Source organism: Oerskovia enterophila, from assembly GCF_001692445.1.
GTDB classification, from domain to species: Bacteria; Actinomycetota; Actinomycetes; order Actinomycetales; family Cellulomonadaceae; genus Oerskovia; species Oerskovia enterophila.
This window is the reverse complement of record NZ_MAQA01000004.1, coordinates 1-22,349: the sequence shown is the minus strand read 5'-3', so window position 1 is coordinate 22,349 and position 22,349 is coordinate 1. Positions and strand designations below refer to the sequence as shown.

Annotated in this window: 17 protein-coding genes and 1 tRNA gene; 10 read left to right on the top strand and 8 right to left on the bottom strand. The window is 69.8% G+C overall.

Annotated elements, in window-relative coordinates; all coding sequences use genetic code 11:
- Nucleotides 1-210: 210 nt before the first annotated feature.
- The 4 genes from OERS_RS02660 to OERS_RS02645 form a co-directional block, all read right to left on the bottom strand.
- Nucleotides 211-4,317 carry a hypothetical protein gene (locus tag OERS_RS02660; protein WP_169834182.1) on the bottom strand — a complete coding sequence of 1,369 codons (4,107 nt, stop codon included), beginning with the start codon at nt 4,315-4,317 and terminating at the stop codon, nt 211-213.
- Between the two features lie 501 nt (nt 4,318-4,818).
- Entirely contained in the window at nt 4,819-5,463 is a 645-nt protein-coding gene (locus tag OERS_RS02655) for a vitamin K epoxide reductase family protein (RefSeq protein ID WP_056645508.1), read from the bottom strand.
- A gap of 326 nt (nt 5,464-5,789) precedes the next feature.
- Nucleotides 5,790-7,061, bottom strand: a complete 1,272-nt coding sequence (locus OERS_RS02650) for a sensor histidine kinase (RefSeq protein ID WP_068624236.1) — start codon at nt 7,059-7,061, stop codon at nt 5,790-5,792.
- On the bottom strand, nt 7,054-7,716 hold the full coding sequence (locus OERS_RS02645) for a response regulator transcription factor (protein WP_068624402.1): 663 nt from the start codon (nt 7,714-7,716) through the stop codon (nt 7,054-7,056). Before OERS_RS02645 ends, OERS_RS02650 begins: the two co-directional genes overlap by 8 nt.
- Before the next feature lie 193 nt (nt 7,717-7,909).
- Here OERS_RS02645 and OERS_RS02640 point away from each other — a divergent pair, with 193 nt between their 5' ends.
- The 7 genes from OERS_RS02640 (at nt 7,910) to OERS_RS02605 (ending at nt 15,171) form a co-directional block, all read left to right on the top strand.
- Nucleotides 7,910-8,392 (top strand): hypothetical protein, encoded by a 483-nt coding sequence (locus tag OERS_RS02640; RefSeq protein ID WP_056760452.1) that lies wholly within the window; start codon nt 7,910-7,912, stop codon nt 8,390-8,392.
- Entirely contained in the window at nt 8,389-9,492 is a 1,104-nt protein-coding gene (locus OERS_RS02635) for an efflux RND transporter periplasmic adaptor subunit (RefSeq protein ID WP_056645499.1), read from the top strand. Before OERS_RS02640 ends, OERS_RS02635 begins: the two co-directional genes overlap by 4 nt.
- Entirely contained in the window at nt 9,489-10,178 is a 690-nt protein-coding gene (locus OERS_RS02630; protein WP_056760457.1) for an ABC transporter ATP-binding protein, read from the top strand. The genes OERS_RS02635 and OERS_RS02630 overlap by 4 nt, the downstream gene beginning before the upstream one ends.
- Nucleotides 10,175-11,365 carry an ABC transporter permease gene (locus OERS_RS02625; protein ID WP_068624234.1) on the top strand — a complete coding sequence of 397 codons (1,191 nt, stop codon included), beginning with the start codon at nt 10,175-10,177 and terminating at the stop codon, nt 11,363-11,365. Before OERS_RS02630 ends, OERS_RS02625 begins: the two co-directional genes overlap by 4 nt.
- A gap of 198 nt (nt 11,366-11,563) precedes the next feature.
- Entirely contained in the window at nt 11,564-12,751 is a 1,188-nt protein-coding gene (locus OERS_RS02620) for an alpha/beta hydrolase (protein WP_068624232.1), read from the top strand.
- A 1,090-nt stretch (nt 12,752-13,841) separates the two neighbouring features.
- Complete coding sequence (locus OERS_RS20950; protein WP_139107658.1) at nt 13,842-14,309, top strand: hypothetical protein; 468 nt, start codon at nt 13,842-13,844, stop codon at nt 14,307-14,309.
- A 250-nt stretch (nt 14,310-14,559) separates the two neighbouring features.
- Nucleotides 14,560-15,171, top strand: a complete 612-nt coding sequence (locus OERS_RS02605) for a hypothetical protein (protein ID WP_139107657.1) — start codon at nt 14,560-14,562, stop codon at nt 15,169-15,171.
- Nucleotides 15,172-15,177: 6 nt separating this feature from the next.
- On the opposite strand, the gene OERS_RS21720 is transcribed toward OERS_RS02605, so the two are convergent.
- Complete coding sequence (locus OERS_RS21720; RefSeq protein ID WP_211268432.1) at nt 15,178-17,358, bottom strand: hypothetical protein; 2,181 nt, start codon at nt 17,356-17,358, stop codon at nt 15,178-15,180.
- A 280-nt stretch (nt 17,359-17,638) separates the two neighbouring features.
- On the opposite strand from OERS_RS21720, the gene OERS_RS02595 reads away from it, so the two are divergent.
- Entirely contained in the window at nt 17,639-18,421 is a 783-nt protein-coding gene (locus OERS_RS02595; protein WP_169834181.1) for a radical SAM protein, read from the top strand.
- Between the two features lie 209 nt (nt 18,422-18,630).
- On the opposite strand, the gene OERS_RS02590 is transcribed toward OERS_RS02595, so the two are convergent.
- Nucleotides 18,631-19,002 (bottom strand): Fic family protein, encoded by a 372-nt coding sequence (locus OERS_RS02590; protein WP_211268431.1) that lies wholly within the window; start codon nt 19,000-19,002, stop codon nt 18,631-18,633.
- A gap of 6 nt (nt 19,003-19,008) precedes the next feature.
- Between OERS_RS02590 and OERS_RS02585 the strand changes: the two genes are divergently transcribed.
- Nucleotides 19,009-19,179: a hypothetical protein gene (locus OERS_RS02585; RefSeq protein WP_211268430.1), complete on the top strand. Its 171-nt coding sequence runs from the start codon at nt 19,009-19,011 to the stop codon at nt 19,177-19,179.
- A gap of 1 nt (nt 19,180) precedes the next feature.
- Complete coding sequence (locus OERS_RS02580; RefSeq protein WP_068624220.1) at nt 19,181-19,513, top strand: helix-turn-helix domain-containing protein; 333 nt, start codon at nt 19,181-19,183, stop codon at nt 19,511-19,513.
- Between the two features lie 459 nt (nt 19,514-19,972).
- Here the strand turns inward: OERS_RS02580 and OERS_RS02575 are convergent, their stop codons facing one another.
- Together OERS_RS02575 and OERS_RS02570 are read right to left on the bottom strand one after the other, a co-directional pair.
- Nucleotides 19,973-21,433: an ATP-dependent nuclease gene (locus OERS_RS02575; RefSeq protein ID WP_139107655.1), complete on the bottom strand. Its 1,461-nt coding sequence runs from the start codon at nt 21,431-21,433 to the stop codon at nt 19,973-19,975.
- A gap of 703 nt (nt 21,434-22,136) precedes the next feature.
- A tRNA-Arg gene (locus OERS_RS02570) sits at nt 22,137-22,209 on the bottom strand.
- Between the last annotated feature and the right edge of the window lie 140 nt (nt 22,210-22,349).

The following is a 22,349-nucleotide window of genomic DNA, read 5'->3' as shown; positions in this document are numbered from 1 at the left end:
CCCCAGGTCACGGCGTCGTCGTCGGACCCCAGTCCAGCGACTCCTGCCTGCTCGGTGCCCCGTCGCACGACCCGGCGAGACCTGCGTCGCGGCGGATGCCCGCTCGGCACGCCCACCGCCGGAACGTCGCCCGCAACGTCTCCCGCAGGGTCCGGGGCATCGGGGCGGGAGGCTGGGTCGTCGGGGAGCACACGCCCATTCTCTCAGCCGTCAGTCGGTACCGAACTCGTCGTCCGCGACCACGGGCACCACGACGATGCGGTCGCCGCCCCCCGTCTGCGCGATCCCGCCCCGCTCGGGCAGCCGAGCGTCGCGCACCGCCTGGACCACGCGGCGGATGCGCTCGGCCTCCTTGGCCGGGTCGAGGAACGCCGCCGCCGACCACACCTGCGCCACGACCCATCCCGCGGACTCGAGCCGCTCGGCGATCTGCCGGTCGCGGACGCGGACGCTGCGCTCGGCGACGTACGCGTCGTCGTCGGTCAGGACCGCCACGAGGAGCTCGCCCGGGAGGTCGGGGTGCCCCACGACGAGCGGGATCCGGTCGCCCCCGGCCACGCCGTAGTCGGTCTCGACCACGAGACCCGCGCGCCACAGACGCTCGGCCAGGTCGATCACGAGGCGGTCCGGGTTCCCCCCGACGTCCACGCCGTTGCCGAGCGTGACCTGGTCCGCGCGGCCGTTGCGCTGCTCGGCCAGGTCCAGGACCTCGGCGAGCAGCTTGGCGCCGTGCCCCCGCAGCCTCTCGGGGTCGAGGTCGGCCGCGGTGAAGCACGTGACGACGTGCAGCCGACGGCGCGTCGAGCCCAGCGTGTCGAGGAGCATCGCGTCCCCACCCGCGGCGTTGAGCACGCCGAACCGGTGCAGGACCCGCCCGTGCGGGGTGCGGCCGTACCCGACCGACAGGACGATCGCGTCACGCGTGAGCCCCGCGACCGCCGAGACCTCGGCCACCACGACGGGCTCGGCCCGCGCACCGGAGAAGAACGCGGCAAGGGCCGGGTTCTGCCGGACCTCGGCGAGCAGCGCGTCCCGGATCCGGTCGGCGTGCACCGCGCTCACCGTGACGATCGCGAGCGACTCCTCGGGGCGCGTCATGGCGTGCTCGATCGCGATCTCCACGACCCGGTCCACCTCGGCCTGCGTGCTCTCGACCGCTCCCGAGGTCGGGTCGGGCATCCCTGCGCCGTCGACCAGGTCGAGGTGCACCAGGGGCTCGGCCCGCGGCAGCGGGCTCGGGCGGAGCACGCCCTCGTACCCGTGCGCGACGAGGAAGGCCGTCAGGTACGGGTCGCGTCGCGCACCACCCGCGGACAGGGCGACCGTGGGCAGGACGGCGGCGAGCTCCTTGACGGCCGACCCGGACGCTGCACGCGGGTCCCCGACGACCACGACCTGACGGCCGCGGGCGAGGGCCGACAGCACGAGCTCGACCGGCAGGTGCTGGACGGCGTCGAGGATCACGAGGTCGACCGTGCGCGCCGGGGTGAACAGGTGCGGCACGAGCGTGGGCGACGCGACGACGCACGGGCGCAGCCGGCGCAGGACCTCGGGGTAGAGCTCGTGCGCGTCGCGCAGGCTCGTGAGCCGCCCCTCGAGGAGCTCGGTGAACAGGGCCTCCGCCTCGGACCGGTGATCGCGCATCGCGCCGCCGAGGTGCTCGCGCACCGCGACCCGCACGGGGGCCGAGAGCGCGGTGATGTGGGTCCGGTCGAGCTCGCGGAACCGGCCCGCGAGCGCCTCGAGGCCCGCACCGTCCTGACCTGCCAGCGCGGGGTCCTGCGCGAGGATCTGCTCGAAGACCGAGCTCCACCACGCGAGGTCGAGCTCGGGGCCCACCAGCTCCTTCTCGACGCGTCGGGCCGAGAGGTCGTCGAGCAGCTCGCCGAGCCCCTCGTCACGCAGCGACCGCAGCGCCGCGGTGCGTGCCGGCAGGTGCTCGAGCGCGTCCTTCTCCTCGCTCAGGCTCACGAGGCGCGCGGCGAGCTCGGGGAGCGGGAGATCCATCAGGTCCGCCCCGACGGGGGTCGTGGACAGGACCGGCTCGAGGTACTCGAGGTCGAGACGCACGGCCTCGAACGTGTCCTCGATCGCCGCGAGCCCCTCGGGGAGGGTGGGCCAGCCGCCGCGGGGGCACTGCGCCTGCCAGACCGCGCGCTGCGCCTGGACCTCGACGAGGGCCGCGTGGAGGTCCGCGACCCGGACCCCGGGACGGAGCATGTCCTTGGCCTGCTTGCGGAGCCGTCGCCGATGGGCCCAGCCCATGTCGATCCCGTTGTCGGCGCGCCACTGGCGCGTCCCGGTGGCCTCGACGAGGTCGGTCGCGGTGCGCTCGAAGATCAGGGGCTGGAACGCGTCGAGGGTGCCGCGCATCCCGCCGAGCATCGTGAGCTGCTCGCCCCACTGGCGGACCGACGTGGCAGGCGTGAGGCCCGTGGTCCGGGCGACCGACTCGACCTGCTCGCGGAGCTCGGGCAGGGTCCGCGCCGCGAGCCGCTCGACCCGGACCAGTGCGTCCTGGGCGCCCTCGCTGCTCGTGATGTCCGCGCCGAACCAGGGCGTGGACGTCGAGCGGAGCGTGAACGCGCCGACGTCGGCCGCGCCTTCGAGCCGCGCCGCGAGCTCGGCGCGGCGCTCGGCGCCGATCCGGAGCGTGACCTCGGGTCCGAGTCGGACGGTCGTCGCGGGAGCGGGGCGCTGCGCGGTGAGGCGTGCGAGCGCCTGCAGGGCCGCGTACGCGGACACCCCCCACGGCTCGCGCACCAGGTGCAGCGACTCGACGTAGCCCGAGAGCTGGGCACGCGCACCGAGGAGCCCGTCGCGCACGCGGGCCACGGCGTCGGTGTCGACGACCTCGGCCTCGGCGGCCATGGCCGCGAGCAGGCGGTGCGAGGCCGTGGCCCGCCACGTGGGCTCGGGCTCGATGTCGAGGATCAGTCCGTCCAGGCCGAGCGTCTCGAGCCGGTGGGTCAGCGAGTCGGCCGCCCTGCGGTGCCCGGGGACGTAGAGGATGCTGCGCCCGCTGGCCGCCGCCTCGGCCACGACGGCCGCGAGCGTGCCCGCGACGTCGGACCCCGCGGGAGCGTCGACGAACAGGTGGCTGCCGGTCGCGAGCGTGTCGATCACGTGGCGCTGGGCGGGGTCGAGGTCGCCCACCCCGCGCTCCTGGGTGGGGTCCGCGTCCCCGACGCGGGGCGCCGGGAGCTCGCGCTCGAGCGCGGTCGCGGCCTCGTCGGAGCCGGCGAGCGCCGCGACGACCTCGTGCCGCTCCAGGCCCGAGGCCAGCTCGTCGAGGTCGTCGACGAGCACCTGGCCGGGGTGGACGAACGTCCCGACGAGCACGCGCTGGGTCATCTCGAAGTCGCCGAGCACGGCCCGGCCCACGGCCGTGATCCTGGTGAGCGCGTCCGAGGGGTCGAAGCCCGCGGGCGTGAAGGCGCTGCGGGCGAGCGTCACGGGGTCGATCAGCCCGCCGTGGGCGCGCAGGGTGCGGGCGAGCAGGGGGTTGATCTCGACGGTCGGTTCGAGCGTGAGGTCGTAGTCGGTCTCGCTGTCGCCGCGCGGGGTGAGCGTGAGAGGGCGTAGCAGGACGGGGGCGCGCACGGTGCGCGGCAGGACCGGGTCGGGCGCGGTGGCCCCGCCGGCCGGGTTCACCGTGGCGTCCTCGGGCCCGACGGCGCCGCTCACCGCGTGCGGCGCGCCGGCGGCGGCCTCGTGGTCGCCCTGCGCGGCCTGGGCCGGGTCGGCCGAGGGGTCGTGAGCCGGGTCCGCGGGATCGGCAGGCAGGCCGGTCGCCCCGTCGATGGTCCGGCCGTGCGACGAGCCGGCGACGTGCGCGAGCGCTGCGACGTCGTCGGTGGGGAGCCGTGAGGGCTCCTCCTCGGTCCAGGTCGTGACACCGATCGCGAGGTAGGTCGGTGCGACGCCGTAGCGCTGGGCGTGCTCCTGCGACCGGACGACCACGGCGCGGGCCCGGCGGCGAGCAGCGGGCAGCGACGCCCCTTCGCGGAAGAGGTTGGACAGGCGGGTCGGTCGGCCGGCGAAGAGCTGCGCGACCCCCGACGGGTGGGCCGCGGTGAGATCGATGACGGCGTCCCCCAGGAGCCCGATGTCCGCGAGCGAGGAACCGCCCGCGAGCTCGACGAGCGAGGCACGCCAGGACCGGACGGCGTCCTCGACGAGCTCGGCGGTCGTGGGGGGCTCGACGAGCACGGGCGGCCCTGCGACGGTCGCGCCGTCGGACCCCTTCGGCGGGGCACCGGCTGAGGCGCCGTCGGGCGCGGTCTGGTCGGTGAGCGGCCGAGCGGAATCGGCCACGGACTCGTGGGCAGATGAGGTGCGGGCGGCTGCGTTCACTCTGGAACGCTAACCGTCGCGGGTGGCCGAACCGGCACCGGCACGCCGTGGGCGGCCGTTTCGGGTTGCTCGGGGCGACGAGAAAGGCCACCAGGGCGACTGCGGGGAGGGAGGTCCGGCTCCTGTGAACTCGCTGTGAGCGTCATTGCGCACCGAGAACGGGCCGAGAAAGTGTGAGGACGGTGCGCACCGCGCAGGGGGCAGGCGATACGCACCGTCAGAGATGATTCTGCAAGGTCTTCTACGGTTCGTCAAACCTGTGAGCGGACGGCAGCGGGTGAAAGTGGACGAGCGTCCAGTTCGCCGCGGCAGATTCTTCCTGGACGGCCGTCAACGTGGCATTCAGTGCCACATCGGCCACATCGTGTGCTGACGCACGAGCGGCCACGCCCCGGGTGGGGCGTGGCCGCGAGGGTGAGTGGCGCCGTCGGGCAGGAGGCTCTTCCCCGCCCTGCGCGGGGCTCAGCCGAAGAGCTTGGAACCGTGCTTGAGCACGACGCCCGCGATCATCAGGACGACCCAGGCCGCCGTGAGGAACACGTCCGCGTCGGAGCGGACGAACGACAGCGCGCGCTCCTGCGCCCTGGCCGGGAGGTAGAGGTTGTTCTCGAGGATGTTCCAGTGCAGGAGCGTCATGAAGACGAGCGTCGTCGAGAGCGTGACGAGCAGGCACCAGGGGCACAGCGCGCCGATCACGAACATGGACTGGTAGAAGAGCCAGTACGCGAAGATCAGTCCCAGCGTGTAGACGACCTGCGCCGAGAACATGAACCAGCGCGGGAACCGCACCCCGCCGAGGCTCGCGACCGCGATCGTGATGACCACGGGTTCGGCGATCAGCCCGAGGAACGCGTTGGGGAAGCCGAACAACGACGACTGCCACGCGACCCCCACGGCGCCGCAGGACAGGACCTCGTTGACGTTGCACGAGAGCTCGGCCGTCGGGTTCGCTGCAAGGAGCACCGCGTCGTAGGACAGGACGAACGAAGCGGTCAGGCTGACCAGCGCCGAGAACAGCATGGTGCCGAACACCCACTGACGGCTGTGCCGGAAGCCCTTCACGGTCAGCGGGTCGAGGGTCTGGTCGTCGTGCAGAACGTCGCTCATGCGTGCGGCCCTTCAGGCAGTGGCCCCGGCCATCCCCGGGGCGCCTCCAGCCTAGGGGCGTGGTGCCCGCTGCACGTGCGGGTGCGGCTTCTCGCGGACAATGCGCGATCAGCAGATGGACCGACCGCGCGGGCACGGTGCACGGAAGAAGCCGTGCACCTCCGGAAGAAACACCTGGCGAATTCGCCACGGATGCTGGGGCGAACATTCCTGACGCCTTTGTCAAGGCTGCCCGGAAAGAGACCGCTCTGGAATTCGGTATCGGACCTGCCCCTCGTCGGGAGGGGCAGGTCCGGCGAGGCGACCCGGGCACCGGATCACCTTCTTCACGTCATGGACCGCGGGTGCTCGCCGTTCACGCTGCGGGCCGGCGGGAGGACCACGCTCACCCGCAGGCCCCCGCCCTGGCGCGGCGCGAGCCGGAGCTCGCCCCGGAACCGGTCGACGATCGCCGCGACGATCGACAACCCCAGTCCCTGTCCGGCCGAGCTCGCATTCCTCGTGCGCCCGGTTCCTCTCATGAACGGATCGGTGAATCTCTCGACGGCCTCGGGATCGAGGACCTGGCCGGAGCTGACGACCTCGATCTCCCATCCCCCCGGAACGTCGGACGGGGCGGCCTCGACCGCGAGAAATCCGCCGGGCTCGTTGTGCCGAATCCCGTTCTGCACAAGATTGGTGACCAGCTGGCGGAGCAGGACGGGTTCGCCGTCGATGGTCGTCTCGGTCAGCCGGTGCTCGATCCGCACGTCGTGGGCCGCTGCCTCCTCGGCGCACGACTCGATCGCCTGGGCGACGACCCTGGACGGGTCGAACTGCTCGAGGCGCGGTGGCGACGAGTCGATCCTCGCCAGGTCCAGAAGGGCCGTCACCGTCTCGATGTTCCGTTCGTTCATGACCCGGAGGCGGTCGAACACGACCCTCTCCTCCGGGTCGTCGTGCTGGGCCAGGGCGACGTCCAGCATGGCCCGGGTCGTCGCGAGCGGGGTCCGCAGCTCGTGCGAGGCGTTGGCTGCGAAGCGGCGCGTGGCCGTGAAGGACCGGTCGAGGCGATCGAGCATCTCGTCGAAGCTCTCTGCGAGCTCCGAGATCTCGTCCCGGGGTCCGGACAACCGGATCCGCTGCGCCAGGTCTCCCTCGCTCGCCCGGTGCACGGCCGAGTTGATGTCCTGCAACGGCCGGAGCATCCGGCCCGCCACCGCCCAGCCGACCGCGGTGCCCAGCACCGCCAGGACGACGAGCACGACGATCGAGGTCACGAGCAGGAGGTTGAGGAGCTGCTCGCTCGACGTCACCAGGAGCTCGGACGCGGGGACGACCACCGCTGCCGGTGCCGTCGGGTCGTCGGTGGGGACCAGCGAGCCCCCGGGGGCGACCGAGGCCGCGTCGGTGGACGCCGTCGTGGCCGCGGCGAAGTCGTAGGTGGGGACGTAGCGCATGAAGACGTAGACGATCGCGAGCAGGACGATGCCCGCCCCCGTCAGGAGCGCCGAGTAGGTCAGTGCGAGCCGCGCGCGCACCGTCAGGCGGTAGCGCTTCGTCACCGGCTCCCCGCCGTCGAGGTCCGACGGCGGCGGGGTGGGCCGCGGGCTAGTCATCGCTGATCACGTACCCCGCACCGGGCACCGTCGTGATGACCCCCGGGTCGCCGAGCTTGCGCCGCAGCGTGCTGACGGTCACCTTGACGGCGTGCGTGAAGGGGTTGGCGTTCTCGTCCCAGGCCTTCTCCAGGAGCGTCTCCGCGCTGACCACGGCTCCGTCGGCCGCCAGGAGCAGCTCCAGCACCGCGAACTCCTTCCGGGTCAGGGTGACGCGCCGACCCCTGACCGTGACCTCGCGGCGGAACGGGTCAAGGCGGACTCCGCGTCGCTCGAGCACCGGAGGCCGGGACGTGAAGCTGCGCCGGTTGAGGGCGCGGAGCCGGGCGATGAGCTCGGGGAACTCGAACGGCTTGGACAGATAGTCGTCGGCCCCGAGGCCGAGCCCGTCCACACGGTCGTCGAGGGTCCCCGCTGCCGTGAGCATCAGCACCGCGGGCCCGGCAGGGTCGGCCGCCAGGCGCCGGCAGACCTCGTCCCCGTGCACGCCGGGGATGTCCCGGTCGAGCAGTACCACGTCGTAGTCGTACAGGTCGACGGCGAGGAGCGCCGCGTCGCCGTCCGGGGCCACGTCGGCCGCGATCGCCTCCATGGCCAGACGTGCCCGGACGGCGTCGGCCAGGTACTCCTCGTCCTCCACGATCAGCACTCTCACGTGCGTGTCCACCCTTCTTCCTTCGCTCAGGAAGCCCGTTCGCGGCGCCTCGCCGATCCATCTCCCTCAGGAGACCACGGAGAAGGTTGCGTCGAGGTAAGGCGCGGACCTTACGTTTCCGCAACCAAGGGCTTGATGAGATCGGCGCAGCACGTCAGGTCGCCCGACCTCGACGCGACGAAAGGACAACACTGTGCGCACGACGACCATCCGTTCCCTCACCGCGCTCCTCGGGACGGGCCTGCTCCTCGCGGTCTCGGCCTGCTCCCCCGCTGCGGACGCCGACCCCGAGCTCGACACGGGAGCCGCCAAGATGACCATCGAGGAATGGCGGCAGGACGTCGACGACTGCATGCTCGACGCCGGCTACGACCTCGTCGCCATGAGCGAGGGGGGTGGCAGCACGCCGTCGATGACGAGCGAGGAGTCGGCGGCGTTCGACACCGAGTACACGGCCTGCATCGACGAGATCGGCGAGGCCCCCGTCGACGAGAACATGCCGTCCGAGGACGAGATGTTCGAGGCCCAGCTGGCATTCGCCGCGTGCATGCGCGAGGCCGGCTACGACTACCCCGACCCCGTCAAGGGATCGGGCATGAGCGAGGCGCTCGGTCCTGAGATCGACCCCGACGTCGTCGACACCTGCTACGCCAAGAGCCAGGAAGCCGTCCAGTGAGCGCTCCCACCACCACCGACCAGTCCTCGGCGACCACCACCGCCCGCCCGCACCGAGCACGACGCTGGATCCTGACGACCCTCGGCGCCCTCGCAGCCGTCGCGGCCGTCGTCGGCGTGGTCGCTCTCACGCGTCCGCCCGCGGCCCCCGACCCCACGAGCACCCGGCTCGAGCTCGAGACCGTCACCGTGAACCGGGGTGACCTCACGGAGCAGGTCCGGACCCAGGGCACCTTGGCCCACAACGCGCAACGCGACCTGGGGACGGAGCTCACCGGGGTGATCACCGGGCTCCCCGCACCGGGCACGGTGGTCACCGTGGGCCAGGAGCTGTTCCGGATCGACGACCTCCCCGTGACCCTGCTGCGAGGGCCCCTGCCCGCCTGGCGCGCGTTCACCGCCGGGATGTCCCCGGGGAACGACGTCCTCCAGCTCGAGCAGAACCTCGCCCAGCTGGGCTTCTTCGTCGCGAAGCCCGACTCCACGTTCAGCGAGAGCACGACGGCCGCGATCAAGAAGTGGCAGAAGTCGCTGAAGGTCGAGCAGACCGGCACGATCGACCTGGGCCGGGTCGTCTTCTCGCTCGTCGACGTCCGCGTGCAGTCGCACAAGGCGCAGGTCGGCGACACCGCCGGTCCCGAGATCCTCTCCGTCACGGGACCGGACAAGCAGGTCCAGGCCTTCCTCGACCAGGCACAGGCACCCATCGCCCCCGTCGGCACCAACGTGGCGATCACCCTCCCGGGAGGCGTCTCCACGACGGGAACGGTCGCCGAGGTGGGGGCGCCGGTCGAGCAGGAGGGCGGCGACGACAAGACGCTCAAGGTGCCCGTGACCCTCACGCTCGACGACCCGGCTGCGGCCGAGTCTCTCGACAACGTCGCCGTCACGCTCGTGCTCACCCGGACCCGCGCGACCGACGTGCTGACCGTGCCCGTCCTGGCCCTGCTCGCGCAGCCGGGGGGCGGCTTCGCCGTCGAGACCTCGGACGGCGACAGCACGCACCTGGTGCCGGTCGAGCTCGGCACGTTCGCCAACGGCCTGGTCGAGGTGACCGGGGGCGACCTCGAGGTGGGCGACACGATCGTGGTGGCCAAGTGAGCACAGCGATCATCGACCTGGAGGACGTGACCCGCACCTACGGGTCACCACCGACGGTCGCGCTCGGTGGAGTCACCCTGAAGATCGACGAGGGTGAGATGGTCGCGATCGTCGGCCCGAGCGGGTCCGGCAAGTCGACCATGCTCAACATCATCGGGTCCCTGGACCGCGCGTCCTCGGGCGCGACCAGGATCGCCGGGAACGACGTGACCGCCATGAGCGACGCGAGCCTCTCGGCCCTGCGGGCCTACACGATCGGGTTCATCTTCCAGCAGTTCCACCTGTCCGACGGCGTCACGGCCCTCGACAACGTCGCGACCGGTCTGCTGTACACCGGCCTGGCGCCCCGCGAGCGCCGTCGCCGGGCGCGCACTGCTCTCGAACGCGTGGGCCTCGGCGCACGGTTGCACCACCACCCGCGGCAGATGTCGGGCGGAGAGCGCCAGCGCGTCGCGATCGCGCGCGCCGTCGTCGGCGAACCTCGCCTGCTCCTGGCGGACGAGCCGACCGGCAGCCTCGACACCGCCTCCGGCGAGGGCGTCGTCGAGATCCTCCACGACCTGAACAGGTCCGGGACCACGGTCGTGGTCATCACCCACGACCAGGAGCTCGCCGACCGCCTGCCCCGGCAGGTCCGCATCCGCGACGGCAGGATCCTCTCCGACGACCGGGAGGACAGCCGATGAGCCTCGACCGCCGTTCCAGGCTCCGGCCCGGCGACCTCTTCAGCCTCGGCCTGCACGGGCTGCGCGCCCGCCCCATGCGCGCGATCCTCTCGTCCTTGGGCATCGCGATCGGTATCGCCGCCATGATCTCCGTGATCGGCATCTCGACCTCGAGCCAGGCGCTCATCAAGGACAAGCTGTCCGCGCTGGGTACCAACCTGCTCACGGTCACGGCCGGCACGGACGTCCTCGGCCAGGACGCGCCCCTCCCACCGGACGCGGTCGCGCTCGTGCGGCGCATCCCGGACGTCCTGCACGTGAGCTCGATCGGCACGCTCGACACGATCACGATCTTCCGCAGCTCCGAGGTCGATCCCGGCCGCACCGGAGGGTTGACCGTGGCGGCCGCCGACCTCGACCTGCTCGAGGCGACCGGTGCCCGGCTCATGCACGGGTCGTGGCTCAACGAGTCGACCGCGCAGTACCCGGCCGTCGTCCTGGGCCGCGGGACGGCCGAACGCCTGGGGATCGGCACGGTGGGCAGCCTCGTGTGGGTGGGCGGTCACCCGTTCACCGTCGTGGGCATCCTCGAGTCGTCGCCCCTCGCCCCGGAGCTCGACTCGACGGCACTCGTCGGCGAACCGATCGCCTCCGACCTCTTCGACCACGACGGTGCGCCGACGACGATCTACGAGCGGTCCACGGAGGAGAGCGTCGCCCAGGTGCGCAAGCTTCTGCCGCCGACGATCCACCCCGACTCGCCGAGCCAGGTGCAGGTCAGCCGCCCCTCGGACGCCCTCGCCGCGAAGAACACGGTCGACCAGGCCTTCACCGGGCTCCTGGTCGGGGTGGGCTCGATCGCCCTGCTCGTCGGTGGGATCGGGGTGGCCAACACCATGGTCATCTCGGTCCTGGAACGGCGCCAGGAGATCGGTCTGCGGCGCTCCCTGGGCGCCACGCGCAAGCACATCCGGGTGCAGTTCCTCTTCGAGGCGATGCTGCTCTCGGCCCTCGGCGGGGTCGCCGGAGCCGTCCTCGGGTGGGTCATCACGGCCGTCGTCGCCAGGACGAACGGGTGGAGTCTCGCGATCCCCCCCGAGGTCCCCGTGCTGGGGGTCGTCGTCACGATCCTCGTGGGGGCGGTCGCGGGCGTCCTGCCCGCCGTGCGCGCGTCCCGCACCTCGCCGACCGCGGCGCTGAGCAGCTGACCGACGCCCCGTCGGTGCGGCGACAGGTGCCGCACCGACGGGAGGACAGAACCTGACGCCGTGGCCGTCAGCCCACCCCGGCTGGCCGGCCGCGGCGTCCGCGCGTGCGGACCTGCCCGCGCGCCGTCGGGCCCGGCGGTGTAGACCGGAAGACGCGGACGACGACGCGTCCACGCGCGGGCGGCGAAGGAGCGGGCCATGGCGATCGGGTACCTCGTCCCGGTGCTGCTGCTCGCGTGCTGCACCACGACGTCCCTGGTCCCCGCCCGCCGGCCGCCCGGACTGGGACGGTTGAGCTTTCGCCTGAGCGTCCTGGTGAACGAGCAGCCGTTCGTCATGCTGGCCGCGCTGACCGCCCTGTCGGTGATCGCGGTCGGCGACGGCGACGGCGCGACGCCCGCCGGCCGCGTCGGGCTCGCCCTGTCCGTCCTGACCGCGGCCGGGCTCGTCGTGGTCGCGCGACGCGGCCTGCGCGCGGTGCCCGCGCTCGACCGCACGCTCGTCGCGGGACTCGCGACCGCGCCGGGAGCCGTCACGGCGCGCGGGCTGCCCTGGCGCCGGATCCTGCTGGCCCCGTTCGCGGTACGGCGACGCGACGTCGCGCGTGTGCGCGACCTGGCGTACGGCGACGGCGCCCAGCACCACCGGCTCGACGTGTACCGCCCCCGGTCGCGCCCGCCCGACGGGCCGACGCTCGTGTACTTCCACGGCGGTGGGTACGTGAGCGGGCGCAAGGAGCTCGAGGCCCGGGCGATGCTCTCGCGCCTCGCGAGCCACGGCTGGGTGTGCGTGAGCGCGAACTACGGACTGCGCCCGACGACGAACTTCCCCGGCCACCTGGTCGACGCCAAGCAGGTGCTGGCCTGGGTCCGCGAGCACGGCGCCGACCACGGGGCCGACACCGCTCGTGTCGTCGTCGCGGGCAGCTCGGCCGGCGCGCACCTCGCGGCGCTCGCCGCGCTCACCCCGGGAGACGCCCGGTTCCAGCCCGGGTTCGAGGGCGCCGACACGTCCGTGGTCGGGGTGGTCTGCCTCTACGGCTACTTCGGCGAGTACTACGGCAGCGGCCGCGACCTGGCCGTCGACTCGTCGCCGGCCGACTACGTGCGGCCCGACGCTCCCCCGTTCCTCGTGGTGCACGGCGACCAGGACACCCTGGTGCCGGTCGAGGGGGCGCGCCGGTTCGTGCGGCACCTGCGGGAGGTCTCGTCGTCGCCGGTCGTGTACGCCGAGCTGCCCGGGGCGCAGCACGGGTTCGACCTGTTCCACTCGATGAGGTTCGACGCGGTCGTCGCAGCGGTCGAGGAGTTCGCCGGGCGGGTGGTGGCGCGGGGCCGCGCGCCGGAGGCGACGAGGGCGTCGGTCGAGCGGCGCGACGAGCGGTAGACCCGGGGGCCCAGGCAAGCCGGGGAGATGCTGGTGCGCCTGGCCAGATTCGAACTGGCGACACCCGCCTTAGGAGCCCGGTTGTCTTTGAGTTAGTCGCGCAGGTCAGAGGCTTGCTCGGGAGCCTCAGGGGATTTTCTGGGGACTTTGAGCGCAGCCTTCGCACGCTCCGCAGCCACGTAGTCCCCTATCTGCTCCCTCGCGGCGGTCCAGTCCTCCCCCCAGCCAGTGCGAGTACACGTCAGGCTCGTAGACAGCCGCGAGTGGCCGGCGATGCGCTGGACAGCGTGGACATCGAGACCGGATGCAATGGCGCGGTGTGCCGGAGCTCATGGACGGTCAAGTCAGGGATTCCGATGGCCGCCGCCGCGGCGGCCATCTGCCGCTGCCCCAGGTTCCGGCGGTTCAGGGTGGTGCCCTGTTCGTCACACTGCGGACGTTTCTCACGACGACGCACGCCACGACGTCCAATCTCGCCCTGACTCGGCGTTGCCGAGAACGCCTCCACTCTGGCGCCGTGGGGGCTTTGCTGCGCGCGATTTTCGCGCTGGTCGAGTTTCGCTCGGCTCCGCGGCGGCGCTCCGCGTTGCGCACGTCGGGACGGATGACGGAGCCCCGCGCCGACTCTCTGGGAGGTGTTCCTCATGAGTGACGTATCGACCATCACTGCACCGTCGGCGGGTGTGCATATCGGTGGGAAGGGCGCTGACCCAGCCGCCCGTGATGCTGCTGTGCGCGCTGACCCAGCCGCCCGTGATGCTGCTGTGCGCGCTGTGCAGACGCGGGCACTTGGACGCTCCCCTCGCGCCGCTGCTTTGGCGGCTGCCCGTGCCGTGCAGTACGCAGATCGTGCGGCTGGTGCGTGCGACGCGGACGACATCAAGGCTGTCGTGGGTGTGCTGCGCCAGGCACGGCCCATGACACCGGTGCGGCGCTCGGGTGGGACCCGGCGACAGTGCGCACGGCGGTTCGTCGTTATGCCGGTCCGTCGAGGGTATGGGTGGTCCGTCGCGACTACGGCCGTAGCTCAGGCCTCGGCTTCCGGGTGGCCCTCAATTATGCGGGTTCTGCGTCGCCTCTTGCTCAGCTGATGACCGAAGACGTGCGCTCCGTCGCACGGCTGGTGACCCACGACGTCTTCGAGGGCGCTGGGCTTGGTCGCATGGGCTGGTGGGCACTGATGCGCACTGCGCTGTCTCGCGCGCTTGTCGCTGACGGCCGCGAACCGCACGCCAGGGTCGCCGGCGGCCTGGGTAAGAATACCCGCCGGGCTGTCGCCGACGCCGGTGTGGATCTGGAGACGTGGACCGTCGCAGACCTCGACCGTGCAGCGCTGGCCTCTGGCGCCGCCGAGGCACGAAAGACACGCAAGACGCGACGAGCGGAAGCGAAGGCGGAGCGCACTCGCGCGGTCCGGCTGCACCAGCAGAGCAAGCGCGGCCTACCGATCATCGACGAGCAGACCGAGCTGGTGCGCGCGTACGGGAAGCTCCTGCCGCCTGGCATCCGGGGCCTGGTCCTCGGTGGCCCCGGTGCTCGTCGGCGACAACCCTCCTGAGGGATTCGCTGAAGTGCTGCGCGCGTGGATGGAGGCCGCCGCGGTGCTCCCTGCGACCGTCCCCGACGACCGCAGTGACGCGGTCGGCACCGTCGTCGCGGAGACCCTCGTCCTGCACGCCCGCTGGCCGCAGGGCGGATTCGGCTGCACGACGCCTGCTCGGCGGTACAGAGGAAGGCACCGCTGCTCGGACCGACGCAGCGGACGACGAGGCGACGGGGACGGCTCCGTCGAGAACGGAGACGCAGTCATGACGAGCACCGGATGGCGGGAAACCGCTGCCCGCGGCCAGTACCTCGCAGCGCGAGCCGAGCGAGCAACGGAGGACCTGCTGCACGAGCAGCTGCCCCACGCGGTGGCACTAGGGCCGTGCACGATCCCCGGATCGCGAGGTGCGGATGTGGACGGCATCTGGGTTCACGGTGGGCGCGTGCTGCTGGTCGACGCGAAGCTCTGGGAACCAGGCACCTACTGGGGTGGGTGGCTGGGCGTAACCCCGCGCAGAGGCACGGAAATGTTCGCTCCGGCCACGCACCGTCACGCACAGCTGGCCGTCGACAGGATGGGCTCGTACGTCCGTCAGTCCGGCGGCGTGCTGGTGCGCCCGCTCTGGATTGTGTGGCCGAGCAAGGCTGGCGAGAGCGCGAGCGTGCGTTGGCTGAGCGTGCCTGGTGCCGACGTCGTCTCGCTCGACGGGCTCGAGGGCGCGCTCACTCGGCGCGGGTTCGTCACCGACGCGCCGGACCCGGCGACCCCCATTGTGGCTGCGCGGCTCGGCCTCGCGCTCGAGCGGTGGCTCCGGCGCCAGCCGGTCGATCGGACTACTCGCGGCCCTATCGCACAGATGCACCCGACCGGCTGACCAGCGTCAGCGGGTCTCGAGCATCGAGTACTCCAGCCAGCTGCGATCACCAGGATCAATCCCGGCGAGGGAGCTGACGAACGCCGCCTCGCGCTCGTCGATCTCCTCCTGGCTCATTGTCCGAATCGCGAAGGGATCGTCGCCCATGCTCCAGACGGGGTGCACGCTTAAAAGCCGGTCGTACGAGAGCACGACGCGCGTGCGGACCCCGGCGCTGTCCCGTCGCTCAAGACCGGCGATGTCGGTCTCGACGTCCTTGTTGTACGCGGCGTACGCAACGACGGACCAGGGTGAGTGGAGTGCCTCGCAGAGCCGATCGAGCTTCTCCATCTCGCCCTCAGTCAACCCGGTCGCTGAACGTTTGAACTCTGCCGGGATGAACTCCCCGGCACGGCTGAGCATGAGGAGATCTGCCTCTCCGAGGGGGTCAGCAGTTCCGCGCTTGCGCACCTCCATCCCCGGACTCATACCTACGAGGAAACCCCCGCCGCCCGGACTCGGGTGGAAGACGTACCTGAAGAGCCGGAGCAGCAGCAGGTGACCCATCGCATCGCACTCGAACACACGTCTCATGCGCTCGGACAGCCGGTACCGAAAGTCGACCGAGGTGTGCTGGCCGAACGGGTACTCGATGTGTCCGGCGCAGCCACGGCACGTGATCGGTGGGGCGAACGCCGAGACGGGGAGCCATTGCTTCGCCCCGCACACCGGGCACGAAATCTCGAAACCCTTGACGACGACGTTTGCCTTCTCGGCCCACACCAGCCACTGGCGCGCGGCCGCCGAGTTCTGGCCGAGCACCTTTCTGAAGTCGTTGAGGGTCTTGCGAGGGAGTTCGTCCACTGTTGGGCCGACTGCGTCGAGCGGGTCTGCGGTGTCCCCCTGAGATCGCAGGCGGCTCTTGTACCAGTTGAAACCTTGCCGTGCCGCCATCTCTTCGAGGAGACCGAGCAGCGGGGCGTGGATGAGCATGTCGATTCCAGGAATGCTTCCCATGGCGGCGAGCGCGAAGCGCGCCACACGGCCCGGATCAGACTCTGCGAGATCGTAGCCGCGCCTCGCCGCCAGCGACTGCGCCATGAGCAGACGCGAAGGCCACTCAAGATCCTCGATCTTGGACGACCGGTCTAGGACTGTGAAGGTCGTGCGTGACCCTGCGTAGAAGTCTCCGACCCTGTAGTCGGGGGCCTGGGGCAGGGGGCTGTCATACACCTGCACATCGAGGTACATCCGGGTGAAGTCGCTTGGTGCCCCGCGCTCGAAGATCCGTTCCACTGAATCCCGGGGCACCATCTGAACGCGGGACTTCCCCTCTGCCCAGATGAGCACCTCGTCTCTGCTGATCGTCCCCGGCCGTCCTAAGTCAACCAATTCGGCAGGCTCGACTATCTCTGCCATGTCCTGCTGCGCCACGGCGCTGCGTAGGTCGGCGGCCGAGACGCTGGTGCTCGTCACGTAGAGCGAGCGGTGAGGCATTCCGTTGATCGCGATTCTGCCCTCACGCAAGATCTTCGAGAGCGCGTCGGCATCGAGGGATTCTGCTGGTACGCCGATCGGTACGGAGAAGGCGTCGCCGTTCGCCGCGCGCAGGTTCCACAGAAGCGCCAGGTCGTCGGTGCTCCCAGGAGAACACACGACGACGACGTTCGGGCCAGCGTCGTTGCGGGCGAAACCCTCCTGAGGAATGACGTCTGTCCTCGAGCGGATCGAACTGCTCCCGCTCGTCCCGTACGCGAGATGAAGCATCGACATGCGCCTCGGCGTGGCAGGCGTACGAGCCACGAGACGCTCCAGCAGGTCGTCCAGCGAACCCATGACTCGTACGCGGTCAACGTGTGCGAAATCCTCGAACGCCAGATCTGGGTTGTAGTGCTGAGTCCGTAGGTACTCAGCATCAAGCGACTCGGGCAGTGCCCCCAAGCAGGCGGCGTAGATTCCGTCCCACGGGTCGTCCAGCTCAAGCGTCACAACCTCAAGCTTCGGGAACTCCTCTTCTCGCCGGTACGGCAGCAGGGTGATCGCGAGCTGGTCCCCGTAGCTCGGACCGGACCTATCGGAAGTGACCCGGAGCTCTTCGATCTTCGCGAGATCGAAGGGGTGGGCGCCGTCCAGGCCGTCCACGTCTGCTCCCGGCAGGACGCCACGCCACAGCTCGCCGACGCGCCCTTCGCGGTCGACGGGGATCAACGGCCTCGTGGCCCCACCCCACACTTGGCACACGTGCTCGACCTGTCTGCGGAAGTCGCCACCTCGGAGCGGCATCGCGATCCGGGCGGGCCTGTACGAGATCCGAGCCTCGTGCGCCCCCTCAAGCAGCTCTCCGTCTAGAAGCCCGTCCAAAACCCCTCCATGTCGTCCTCATCGACGTGGACGCGAACGCCACAGCACCGCCCCACCGGGGCACACTACCGGGTGTCGACCAACAACCGTGCGCTCAGCCGGCGCCGGGCCGAGCGAGCAGGTTGAGGTGGTCGAGCCCGAACTGGTGAAGGAGCCCCTCTGCCAGATCGACGGCCGCCCTGCGCTGGTTGCTCACATCGCGAGGCGCATCGCATGCTGGTTCTGCCACAACGAAGGCGCCGTAACGCCGCAGAGTGTGACGCCCGCAACCGGGAGCATGCTCAAGACGGAAACTGCGGTTGCCGTCATACGTGCCGCGATAGTGCTGGGCTCACACCACATCTACATCACCGGAGGCGAGCCGCTTCTGCACCCTGGCGCGCGCACCATCCTGGAGTCGATCCCAGAGCACTCGTCGAAGGACTACTCGGTCGCACTGGTCAGCAACGCCACCTTGCTACCGCGAGCGATCGGCTGGCTCGAGGAATGCCACATCGAAAAGATCAAGCTGTCGCTGCACTACCTGTCCGACTCCAGCTTCGCGTCCATTGCCGCAACCCGCATGCCCGTGCGCGCGGTGACCAACGCCATCCGGCTTGCCGCAGAGCGACTACCGAAGGTCGAGATCAACACGTTGGTGCAGCCGCAGAACCTGCACGAGATCCGAGACATCATGCTGTTCGCCGACGAGGTCGGCGCGGATCTCCAGCTGCTCCAGCTCGTCGAGACCGAGTTCAACGCTCGCAGCGAGAACAGGGTGGACGGTGACACGATCAAGTCGCTGCTCTCCGCGGAGTGCGGTCGGCCTGTCGACGACTCGCGCGTCACAGGACAGACGAAGCTGCGGTACCAGTACCGCGGAGTGAGCGTCGTCCTGATCGACTCGTCCAGCCCCGCGGTTCCTTCCTGACCCAGCCTGCGCAGACTGCCCTGTACGCGCTCAGTGCGTCGAGGGTTTCTGGGCGTTGCGGGTGACCGCGTCCCAACAGGTCCAGCCGTGCTTGCTACGACCAGATCGTGCTGTCCCGCTCGGTTCACCGAACGAATTTGCGGATGCGATGGAGCGAGCCGTCGCGCCGTTCGTCGCCGAACTCTGAGGGCATGTCCCGACGGGGCTGTTCAGTCAGAGTCGACGAGCTGGAGGGCGACGAGCTCGGCAAGCTCTGCGGGGTTGCGGGTCTGGTCGAACCGGCGCAGCGCGGGGATGTAGAAGCTCCTGTCCAGGTCCCAGTCGAACACCACTGCCGGTTCGTCGTCCGGGGAGACGGTGAGGAGGACGAGGTCGGCCAGCAGGCGCGTTGACCTGCCGTTGCCGTCGACGAACGGGTGGATCCGTACCGCCTCGGCGTGCCTCGCGATCGCCAGCTCGGCTGCGGTCCAGTCGTCGGTGTGCTCCCATCGGTAGCGCAGATTGTCGAAGGTCGAGCGCAGCTCGACGGCGATCATCGCGGGGTCGATCCCGAGAAGTACGCGGTGTGGCGGGTCAGCCACCCCTACGTGCAGGGAATCGCCCTGCGGCTGATCTGCTGGTTCCCGGACGACGAGGACACGGTGGTCGTCGCGCTGTTGGCCGGGGACAAGGCAAACATGGGCGACGTCTTCTACGAGAGCGTGGGCACCCGCGCGGACCAGGTCATCGACCGGTGGCTGCGAGAGAGGGAGAAGTGAAATGAGCGAGAACGAGTTCGTGCGAGGCAACGACAAGCTTGCCCGCACACTCGCAGACCCAGACCGTGCGACACGGGTTCAGGCCATCCGGGAGCAGATGCGCTCCGAGGACGACACCTACGCCGCGACGCTGTCTGCCATCCGCAGGGCGGGAGCCCAGACCCAGGCGCAGATCGCAGAGCAGCTCGGCGTGACGCAGGGCGCGGTCTCGCAGATCGAGCGCCAGAGCGACATGCTGCTGTCCACACTGCGCAACCATCTCGTCGCAGCGGGCGCCGAGCGACCTCGGCTGGTCGTGACGGTCCACGGCGTCGACATCGACGTCGCGATCTGACCCCCGTCCCGAAGAGTCCCTGGGGATTTTCTGGGGATTCGTGGAGTTGACAGGTTCGAATAAGTGCAGATCACCGCGGTGCGGCTTTAGTCCCCAGAATCCGGCCTCTTCGGAACTCAGATCCAGGGCCTCCGAGCCTCTGAACTGCGCTCTTACCTCGGTGCGCCTGGCCAGATTCGAACTGGCGACATCCGCTTTAGGAGAGCCGCGGTAGATCGGACGTCTTTGCAGGTCAGCATAGATGCCCGGTTGGTCCGCCGCAAGAGAGACGACCGGGCCGGGTTGACGGCGTCCGCGCCCCGCCCAGGTCAGTTGGAGGACCGCCCCTGGTCGCAGCGCAGGCCCTTGAACTACGAGCTGCCCGGACGTGCGCCCGTCCGCCCGTCGGGCGACCTACCGGCGATCGTCAGGCTCCTGTGAGACATGCACGAGGAGCTACTGCCCGCGGAAATGCGTTCATCATCGTTGCGACGCATGGTCTTCGTCCGCGATTCCGGGAATGTCAACCGTCGTGGGTTCGCAGTATGCCTTGATCCGACTGAACATGTCTGCGGTATCCGCCTTGTGCTCCTCGCGGATGCGACCCTTGCTGTCTAGCAACCCGACCTTTTCTTCACGAGGAGGCTGGGCCTCTTTGGTTCGGATGTCCGCTGCTGGGATGCACTCAAAGTGGTACTCGGGGAAGCGAGTCCTAAGCTTGTCACGCTCTTCCGTCTTGTCGTTGTCCAAGATACCGACGACGAACTCGTAGCCAAGGTCGCGCAGGAGCCCTGCGAATGCGCCCATCTTCCCGGCCCCGCCAACACCCCAGCCGAAGAACGAACCAGGCAGCTCAACGCCCAGCGCCTTCATCACGAAGTCAAAGAAGACCACGTCCTCCTGCCCCTCGACGAGGATTACCCTGTCGTGCAGGAAGAACACCTCGTTCGCCTGAAGACCCAGGGTGTGCGGGTTATTTGTGTCGCGCACCGATCTAGCAACCGACCGGAGCGAGTCGCGCGAAGCGGCGCGTACCTGGCAGCCGTCTGGTGAGCGGTACGTCCGAACGACGCAGGCACCGTTGCTGATCGCCTCCCACGAGATGAAGTACGGGGAATGCGTTGCACAGACGATCTGTCTGTCTTTTGACAGGTCGACAAGGAGCGCGGCGAGTCGACGCTGATACTCCGGGTGCAAAGACAACTCGGGCTCGTCGATCACGATCATGGTCGATGGCTCTGAGTCGTACAGAGCATCGATGATCGACAGGAGGCTCGTCAGCCCGTCCCCGAGCCCCTCGCTCGAATGGTCACTGTCGAGTCCGCCGGGGCTGGGCCACCGGTACTTGAGGAAATGCTGCCCATTGTCCGACTGGTCGATCGTCCACTCCGGGGGCGGGTCGATGACTCTGGACATCATCTTTTGGAACGTCGCTCTGCGACTCGCATCTCGGTCGATGGAGAACAACCGAATCTCGAAATTGCTAAGGTTCTGCTGGCGAAGGCTTTCGTCCCTGTACCTCCCGAGGTAGTTGACCCGATCTCCGGGGGTGTTTATGGAGGCGTGGAACAGGTGCGCGAAGCTGCGGCGTGACGGCACGACGAAGAGGCTGCCGGACTCAATCGTCCCTTCGGCCGTTGCTTCACTGCCACCGGGTCGGACGGATTCCAGCCTCACGGTAGGCTCCCCGTCTGCGCCCTCCAGCCGTATCATCACTCGGTCGCCGAAGGCACGGTTCCGTCGACCGCTGGAGAACGCTGGCGGTGCGGACTGACTGAGCGCTCGCAGACCCTCGATGATCGTCGACTTGCCGGAGTTGTTGGCACCAACCAGCAAGGTCAGCCCGCTTCCCTGGGAGCCGTTGGGCTGCGCGAACTCAAGACTCTGCTCCTGGGCAAAGCCTCTGAGGCCACCCATCGTCAGTCGTACGAAGTTCGCCACTTGGCCTCCTATGTAGCCGATCAAGGGTCCGAAGGGTTGGATCTGCTTGAAGTAGCGGTCAGCGCGCACCCGCCCTGCCGTGAGGATGCCATCGAAGGAGCGGATCTGGGCTCGCCGACGCGGGTGAACTGTGTGGTGTCTCGTGGATAGGCGCGGCACGGGTTCGTAGTTCGGGGCTCGCTGTGGAGCGCGCACGATGTGTTGCTGTCCGCAAGGGCGGTCAAGTGGACCGACACCCACGTCATGAGCGCACCCGGGGGTGCGTCAGCGCGATCTGGTGGTGTGGTTGCGTGCGGAGGACGCGTTCCGGACCATCGCCCGGTGCCCCCCGGCGAGATTCTGACCGGCCCGTGGGGTTCCGCGGCCTGTGAACTCCAGGCCGCCAAGAAAGCTGGTCTAAATGGGTCTAACCAGGACGTAGCGGCACGGTTTCGCTCTCCGGGGGAGGTCTTTCGAGATTGGCGCCCCTGTCACCCGCGCGTTCCCGCGCTCAGGATCGGCTTGATAGCGCCGTCCCGCCGCACCCCTAGACGCCCGCTCTACAGGCTCCCCTGGGGGAGGTTTGGGGGAGGTCCAGAAATAACAAGTTTGTATCAGTGCAGGTCAAAGCGTCGCAGTTTGGTGCAGTTTCTCTCCCCCGCTGGGGGAGGCGCAATAGCCAGGGTGTTAACAGAAAGTGCCTTTGACCTGCGGGTTCGTTCGGTGCGCCTGGCCAGATTCGAACTGGCGACACCCGCTTTAGGAGAGCGGTGCTCTATCCCCTGAGCTACAGGCGCGTGGGCACGAACACGGAGGATCGGGCCCGGTGGGACGCCCGACAGCCTAGCGTCCCGGCCCCGGACTGTCCCAACCGCGCCCACCCCGGGCCCGATCCTCCGTGTTCGTGCCCACGCGCCTGTAGCTCAGGGGATAGAGC

What these genes read in the sequence shown, in the direction of transcription:
- OERS_RS02655 (WP_056645508.1), bottom strand. Translation starts at nt 5,463, where the DNA reads ATGAGCGACGTTCTGCACGACGACCAGACCCTCGACCCGCTGACCGTG.
- OERS_RS02650 (WP_068624236.1), bottom strand. Translation starts at nt 7,061, where the DNA reads ATGACTAGCCCGCGGCCCACCCCGCCGCCGTCGGACCTCGACGGCGGG.
- OERS_RS02625 (WP_068624234.1), top strand. Translation starts at nt 10,175, where the DNA reads ATGAGCCTCGACCGCCGTTCCAGGCTCCGGCCCGGCGACCTCTTCAGC.
- OERS_RS02620 (WP_068624232.1), top strand. Translation starts at nt 11,564, where the DNA reads ATGGCGATCGGGTACCTCGTCCCGGTGCTGCTGCTCGCGTGCTGCACC.
- OERS_RS20950 (WP_139107658.1), top strand. Translation starts at nt 13,842, where the DNA reads ATGACCGAAGACGTGCGCTCCGTCGCACGGCTGGTGACCCACGACGTC.
- OERS_RS02605 (WP_139107657.1), top strand. Translation starts at nt 14,560, where the DNA reads ATGACGAGCACCGGATGGCGGGAAACCGCTGCCCGCGGCCAGTACCTC.
- OERS_RS02580 (WP_068624220.1), top strand. Translation starts at nt 19,181, where the DNA reads ATGAGCGAGAACGAGTTCGTGCGAGGCAACGACAAGCTTGCCCGCACA.